Here is a 5,972-nt window from a genome sequence, read left to right as displayed (position 1 = left end):
CCTGAGCAACACACCGATCGGCATCAGCCCTCGGTTTGGGGCACGGCCGCGGAAAACCACGCCGAAAGAGCGATCAAGGCATTTGAGAGGGCGTGTGAGGGGACGAACCGGCCCAAGGCCAGGCCGTGAAGAAGGTCACCGACGACGTCGACGAGCTGTCGCGTTCTACGCGTTGCCCGCCGAGCACTGGATCCGCCTGCGCACCACGAATCCGATCGAGCCGACCTTCTCCACGGTCAAGCTCCGGACCAAGGTCACCGCGGCGCGGGCAGCCCGGCAGCCGCACTCGCAATGGCGTTCAAGCCGGCAGTGTCCGCCCAGGCCCGCTGGCGCGCGATCACTGCACCCCGCGGTGCGGTTCAGCGGTCCGGATCGGGCCGGCCCAGCTCGTAGGGGGCGAGGACGTCGGCGATCGTCTGGTTGCGGGGTGTGGGGATTCCGAGCTCGCGGCCGAGGTCGACGACACTGCCGCTCAGCCAGGGCAGTTCCAGCCGGTTGCCCTGCATCAGGTCATGATGCATCGAGGACGTCATCGCGGGCGGCAGGGTGTCGTAGAAGGCCAGCCGCTCGTCGGCGAAATCCGGGTCGAGCCTCACCCCGGCGGCGCGGCCGACGTTCACAGCCTCCGCCATCACGTCGTGCAGTAGTTCCCGGGCACGGGCGTCGGAGCGGATCACCCCGACGGGCTGACGCACGGCACTGGTCGTCGCCGAGAGTCCCACCAGGAAGACGAACTTCTCCCAGATGACCCGTTCGATGTCCGAGCTGAGTTCCGCCTCGATGCCGGAGGAGACGCATGCCTCGAGGAAGCCTCCGGCACGCTGGGTGTCCGCGTCATCGTAGGGGCCGAAGACCACCTTCTGCATCGCGCCACGGTGGGCGACGACCCCCGGTTCCTCGATGACGGCGGAGATGTAGCAGACGCCGCCCCACACATTCTGCGCGGGCAGGTACCGGCGCAGAACGGCGTCCTTGCGGACACCGTTCTGCAGCGAGATGACGCGGGTCCCCTCGTTCACCACGTCACGCAGCTGGGCAGCGACATCCTCGGTGTCCCACAGTTTCACGGCGACGAGTACCACATCGGCGGGGCCCAGTTCGGCAATGGTCGCCACGACCGAGGTCGCGGGAACCTTGAGGTCGCCCAGCGGGCTGCGTACCAGGAGTCCGCGATCCCGTATCGCCTCCAGGTGCCGGCCCCGGGCGACGAACGTGACCTCGTGGCCTCCCGCGGCGAGGCGGGCGCCGAAGTAGCCCCCGACACCGCCCGCCCCTACGACGGCTATGCGCATGACGTGTTCCTTTCCTGTGCGGGACATGGGTGTGATTCACGCCGGGCCGTATCGGTCCCGGCAGGACCGTTCGCTCCGTGCGGAGCGCTCCGGCCGCGCTTCGCCGGGGGCCACTCGCCGGATTCCGCATCGCGTACCGGGGCCGTCGCCGGGATCAGCGCGGCGACGACGACGGCGACGCAGAGCAGGAACACCGCCGGTGGCACCCAGTGCCTCACCGGGGTCACGAGGTAGCGGGCAGCAAACCCCGGGCAGGCGATGCCTGCGCGCAGTCGTCCGAGCGCCAGGGCCCAGATGCGGTCGCCCCCGGCCAGCGGGATCAGCGATGCGGTGGCGGAGCGGCCGAGGACCGCCCGCATCGTTCCGGGGCGTCCGTATCGACGTGCGATCGGGACGGCGAGCGGCGGCGCAGGGACGAGGCCGATCACGTGGGCCGCGAACGCCATGGTCACCACGGACTCCGAGACCGCTCCCCCGCGCCGGTGGACCAGGAGGAGCGGGGAGAACGCGTTGGCTCTCCCAACCCACGACGAACATCGCCAGGGCGACGCGCATCCACGGTTCATTTCTCGCCCCTTAGTAACCCCCTACAGAGTTACTATAACTGCATGACCGAAGCAGCACAGGACGGCCGCCGCACCCGGATCACGACACGGTTGCGTGAACTGCGCTTCGACGCCGGCTCCCTCTCGCTGAACCTCATCGCCACGGTCGGGCGGCGCCCGAGCACACCGATCGAACGCATGGGCGACATCGAGCGGCTCAGGTCCTGGTGCGAGGGGGTGGGGCTGACCGTGCACCCGGAAGAGGACATGGGGAGGCTGCTCACCGCCCTTCATGAACTGCGGGCCTGTGCGTACGACGTCGCGGCCGGATATCTCCGAGGTCAAGCCCCCCGAAGGGAATCGGTGCGGCTCCTCAACCGGCTGGCCCGAGTCAATCCGCCGGCCCCTCGCCTCGAGGTGGGTGGCGACGGCCTCCCCGCCACGGCGGGTGATGCCGGCCTCTCGGCTCCGGCCCTGCTCTCGTTGATCGCACGGGACCTCATCACGCTGCTGTCGGATCCTGCGCGACGGCAGCACGTGCGCACATGCGATGCCGAACTCTGCCGGATGATCTACCTCGACGCCGCACAGGGAAGACCCCGGAGGTGGTGCTCGATGCAGCGCTGCGGCAACAGCGCCAAGGCTGCCAGGCACCGCCGCCACCGCGAGGAGACCGCTGCTTCCGCGCTGCCCTGACGGTGCAGGTGACCTCCCCCCGGAAGTCGGCAGCGGCAAGGTTGACGATGCCGCGCTTCACCCCGGAGCAGGTGACCTCAGTGGCGTTGAGTTCGGGAGCGTAGGTCGGCATTGGGAAAGCCGCCTGGCCCTTCCGCTGTGACGAGGACGTGGAACAGTCGGCCGGTCAGCGCGGCACCTTCATCCGCGCCGGCGTCGATCGTTGATCGGTTCAGCCATGAGCAACTGGCCTGACCCACGTACCGGCTCCCGCTACGGCCTGCCGAGCAGCATGATCAGGAGGCGGGCTCGTGGCTGTGGTGCACGCCGACCCAGTGACGAGGTGCGTGTTGTCTCCTGCGCCTGGCCGACGAGCCCTCCTACCGGCGGCAGATCAAAGCCCAGGCCAACCTGCAGGAGGGCCGCCATGCCCTCACCCGGAAGATCTTCCACGGGCGTGTCGGCAGCTCTACCAGCACTACCAGGAGGGCATGGAGGACCAGATCGGCGCGCTCGGCCTGGTCCTCAACGCCCTGGTGCTGTTCAACACCCGCTACATGGACGCCGCCGTGTCCACCTTGCGCGCCGACGGCTTCGACGTGCGCGAGCAGGACGTCGCCCCCCTCTCCCCGTTCGTGCGGCACCACGTCAACATGCTCGGCCGCTACTCGTTCCTCCTGCCCGAGATGCCCGGCGGCCTACCGCCGCTGCGGGTCCAGGGCCGAGAGGATCAGGAGTGAGCGGCGCCTACCTCGGAGGCCGCATCAATCAGTGCCACTCCGGCATGATCGCTTCGTTGTAGCGAGAGCCGGCCGCGCCGTGCGGGAGGATCTCCTTGATGCGGGCGAGGTCATCGACGGTGAGGGTGACCTGGGCGGAGGCGACGTTCTCCGCCAGGCGGTGCGGGCTGCGCGTGCCCGGGATGGGGACGATGTGGTCACCCTGGGCGAGCAGCCAGGCGAGGGCCAGTTGGGTGACCGCGATGCCCTTGCTGTCGGCGAGCGCGGCGAGGTCCCGGACGGCGGCGGCGTTCTTCTCGTAGTTGCCGGGCTGCCACCGGTCGTCGTGGCGGCGCATGTCATCGGCCGGGTAGTCGGCAGCGGGCTTGACGGCGCTGGTGAGGAAGCCGCGGCCGAGCGGTGAATAGGGCACGAAGCCGATGCCCAGCTCCCGGACCACCGGCAGGACGTCCGTTTCCACGGCCCGTTCGAAAACCGAGTACTCGGTCTGCAGGACAGATACCGGGAAGGCGGCGTGGGCCCGGCGGATGGTGTCGGGCCCGGCTTCACTCAGCCCGAAGTACCGTACCTTGCCTTCCGCGATCAGCTTGCCGACCGCGCCTGCCACCTCCTCGATGGGCACGTCGGGGTCGACACGGTGCTGGTAGAGCACGTCGATGTAGTCGGTGCCGAGGTGGCGGAGGCTGTTCTCGGTGACCTCGCGGATGTGTTCGGGCCGACTGTCGAGCGCGTTCCAGAGCTTGGCCGGATCGCTCAGGTCGTAGCCGAACTTGGTGGCGAGGAGGACCTCGTCGCGGAAGCCCTTCACCGCGCGGCCAAGCAGCTGCTCACTGCTGCCTGTGCCCAGGCCATAGATCTCGGCGGTGTCGAGGAGCGTCACGCCGAGCTCGTGGGCGCGGCGGATGGTGGCGATGCCGCCCTGCTCGTCCGGGGCGCCGTAGGCGACGGTCATGCCCATGGTGCCCAGGCCGATCGCGCCAGCCTGGAGGCCCTGGCCGCCCAGTGTGCGGAGCGGGAGGTTCGGTGTGTTCTGTGCCATGCCCTCAACCGTAGGAACGAGCTGCAGGGAAAACATGGGGCAGCTCGCGCATACAATTGCCTGATCCTCTCAGAAAGGAGGTTCGTCATGCTGGACCGGCTGGCTGCGGCCATCGACCGGCACTGCCCGGGTACGACATCGGACACGAAGGTTCCCCGGCTCTCCCTGATCTCGGTCGGCGAGCCCGTCGAGCCCAGCGGGCAGCTCTACGAGCCGATGGTCTGCTTCGTCGCCGCCGGTGCGAAGCGCACCACGGCAGGAGACCTCAGCCTTGTCGCCCCCGCGGGTGAAATGCTCCTCACCACGATCGACCTGCCCGTCGATGTCAGCCTGGAGACCGTGCCCTACCGCTCCGCCGTACTTCACCTGCACGGCCCGTCGATCGCCGACCTGATCGTCGAGATGGATGGCACCGCCCCGGTCGGCGCACCGGCGACGGCGGGCCACCTCAAAGCCCCTATGACGCCGGAACTCCTGGACGCCGTCACCCGCTGGGTCGAACTCCTCGACGCCCCCGGGGACATCCGTCTTCTCGCCCCCCGGCACGAGAGCGAGATCCTCTACCGGCTCCTGGGCAGTTCCCTGGGGCCCATCCTGCGCCAGTGGTCCCTGGTCGACTCCACCACGAGCCGGGTCCGGGACGTCGCCAGGTGGATCCGCGAGCACTACACGAAGCCGATCAGTGTCGACATGATCGCCAGCGAAGCGCGCATGAGCCCCGCCAGCCTGCACCGCCACTTCAAGGCCACTACCGGCATGAGCCCCCTGAAGTACCAAAAGCAGCTACGACTCCAGGAAGCCCGCCGACGCCTGGCGGCAGGCGACAGCACTGCGGCCCAAGTCGCCCATGCTGTCGGATATGTGAGCCCCACCCAGTTCAACCGCGAGTACCGCAGCGCCTACGGCCGGCCGCCGGGACAAGACGCGGCCCGGCTCCGTTCCCGCCCGACCCAGGCTTCCGCACGGCGCTGATCTGCCGACGGCCACTTTCCGAATACGTCGCGATGTCACTATCGGGCCGCTGGCGAAGCGGCGAGAGCTCAGCGCCGGACACCACCAGGGGCGAGCAGGCTGGTGACCTCGGCGAGGGCCTCGGACGAGGGCTTGAAGGAGCGGCGGACGTTGTCGCCACGGCGCCGCCGAACGAACCATTGGCCTCGATGGAGCGCCTCACCCAGGAGGCCGCGGGTGCCACACCGGCGGTCGTCCTGGTGGCCGACTCGATCAGCCGCTCCCAACTGGTCCGCGCCATCAACCACGGGCTGGTCAGTTTCCTGCCGCGCCCGCAGACCGGCATGGAACGCGCGGTTCAGGCGGTGCTCGCGACCCGGCAGGGTCATGCGGACCTGGGCATCGCCCAGGGACCGAAACAGCACTGTGGGCGCCGGACATACCGTTCATCGGCCACTCGCAGGGTGGTTTCGTGGGGACAGAACTGCCCCTGCTGTTTCCACGCACGACGGGCGCACCGACCACGGCTCCGGACCAGGCACCCAACGCCGAGTGGTAGAGCGCGCGTTCGCTCAGCTGCGCGGCTCTCCCCTCGGTACGGCGATCGGGAATCTTCGTGAGCCCCAACGGCTGCCGCCACCGAATTCCGCTCCCAGCTGCCGGAGTCATACACCGGCATCCCGTGGGCCGAGAAGGGCGGCCGGAAATCGGACCCGGCCCGGCCGGCCGT

At 69.2% G+C, this 5,972-nt stretch carries 6 protein-coding genes and 2 pseudogenes; 4 read left to right on the top strand and 4 right to left on the bottom strand.

Annotated elements, in window-relative coordinates; genetic code table 11:
• Window positions 1-393, top strand: a pseudogene (locus VXC91_RS41475) (transposase); the annotation flags it as partial.
• Here VXC91_RS41475 and VXC91_RS41470 read toward each other — a convergent pair.
• A complete protein-coding gene (locus tag VXC91_RS41470; RefSeq protein ID WP_329512535.1) occupies window positions 360-1,292 on the bottom strand; it encodes a 2-dehydropantoate 2-reductase in 933 nt (310 codons plus the stop codon). The pseudogene VXC91_RS41475 and the gene VXC91_RS41470 sit on opposite strands and share 34 nt — an antisense overlap.
• Window positions 1,283-1,744 carry a hypothetical protein gene (locus VXC91_RS41465; protein ID WP_329512534.1) on the bottom strand — a complete coding sequence of 154 codons (462 nt, stop codon included), beginning with the start codon at window positions 1,742-1,744 and terminating at the stop codon, window positions 1,283-1,285. Before VXC91_RS41465 ends, VXC91_RS41470 begins: the two co-directional genes overlap by 10 nt.
• A gap of 156 nt (window positions 1,745-1,900) precedes the next feature.
• On the opposite strand from VXC91_RS41465, the gene VXC91_RS41460 reads away from it, so the two are divergent.
• Complete coding sequence (locus VXC91_RS41460; RefSeq protein WP_329512533.1) at window positions 1,901-2,533, top strand: CGNR zinc finger domain-containing protein; 633 nt, start codon at window positions 1,901-1,903, stop codon at window positions 2,531-2,533.
• Window positions 2,534-2,869: 336 nt separating this feature from the next.
• A pseudogene (locus VXC91_RS41450) lies at window positions 2,870-3,252 on the top strand (Tn3 family transposase).
• A 28-nt stretch (window positions 3,253-3,280) separates the two neighbouring features.
• Here VXC91_RS41450 and VXC91_RS41445 read toward each other — a convergent pair.
• Window positions 3,281-4,291 carry an aldo/keto reductase gene (locus tag VXC91_RS41445; RefSeq protein ID WP_329512531.1) on the bottom strand — a complete coding sequence of 337 codons (1,011 nt, stop codon included), beginning with the start codon at window positions 4,289-4,291 and terminating at the stop codon, window positions 3,281-3,283.
• A gap of 87 nt (window positions 4,292-4,378) precedes the next feature.
• On the opposite strand from VXC91_RS41445, the gene VXC91_RS41440 reads away from it, so the two are divergent.
• Complete coding sequence (locus tag VXC91_RS41440) at window positions 4,379-5,263, top strand: AraC family transcriptional regulator (RefSeq protein WP_329512530.1); 885 nt, start codon at window positions 4,379-4,381, stop codon at window positions 5,261-5,263.
• A 68-nt stretch (window positions 5,264-5,331) separates the two neighbouring features.
• On the opposite strand, the gene VXC91_RS41435 is transcribed toward VXC91_RS41440, so the two are convergent.
• Window positions 5,332-5,631 (bottom strand): hypothetical protein, encoded by a 300-nt coding sequence (locus VXC91_RS41435; RefSeq protein WP_329512529.1) that lies wholly within the window; start codon window positions 5,629-5,631, stop codon window positions 5,332-5,334.
• Window positions 5,632-5,972: the final 341 nt, after the last annotated feature.

Origin of the sequence: Streptomyces chiangmaiensis (assembly GCF_036281785.1) — a bacterium.
GTDB lineage: Bacteria > Actinomycetota > Actinomycetes > Streptomycetales > Streptomycetaceae > Streptomyces > Streptomyces chiangmaiensis.
Note: the sequence above shows the minus strand (reverse complement) of the source record. Positions and strands in the feature narration are given on the sequence as shown.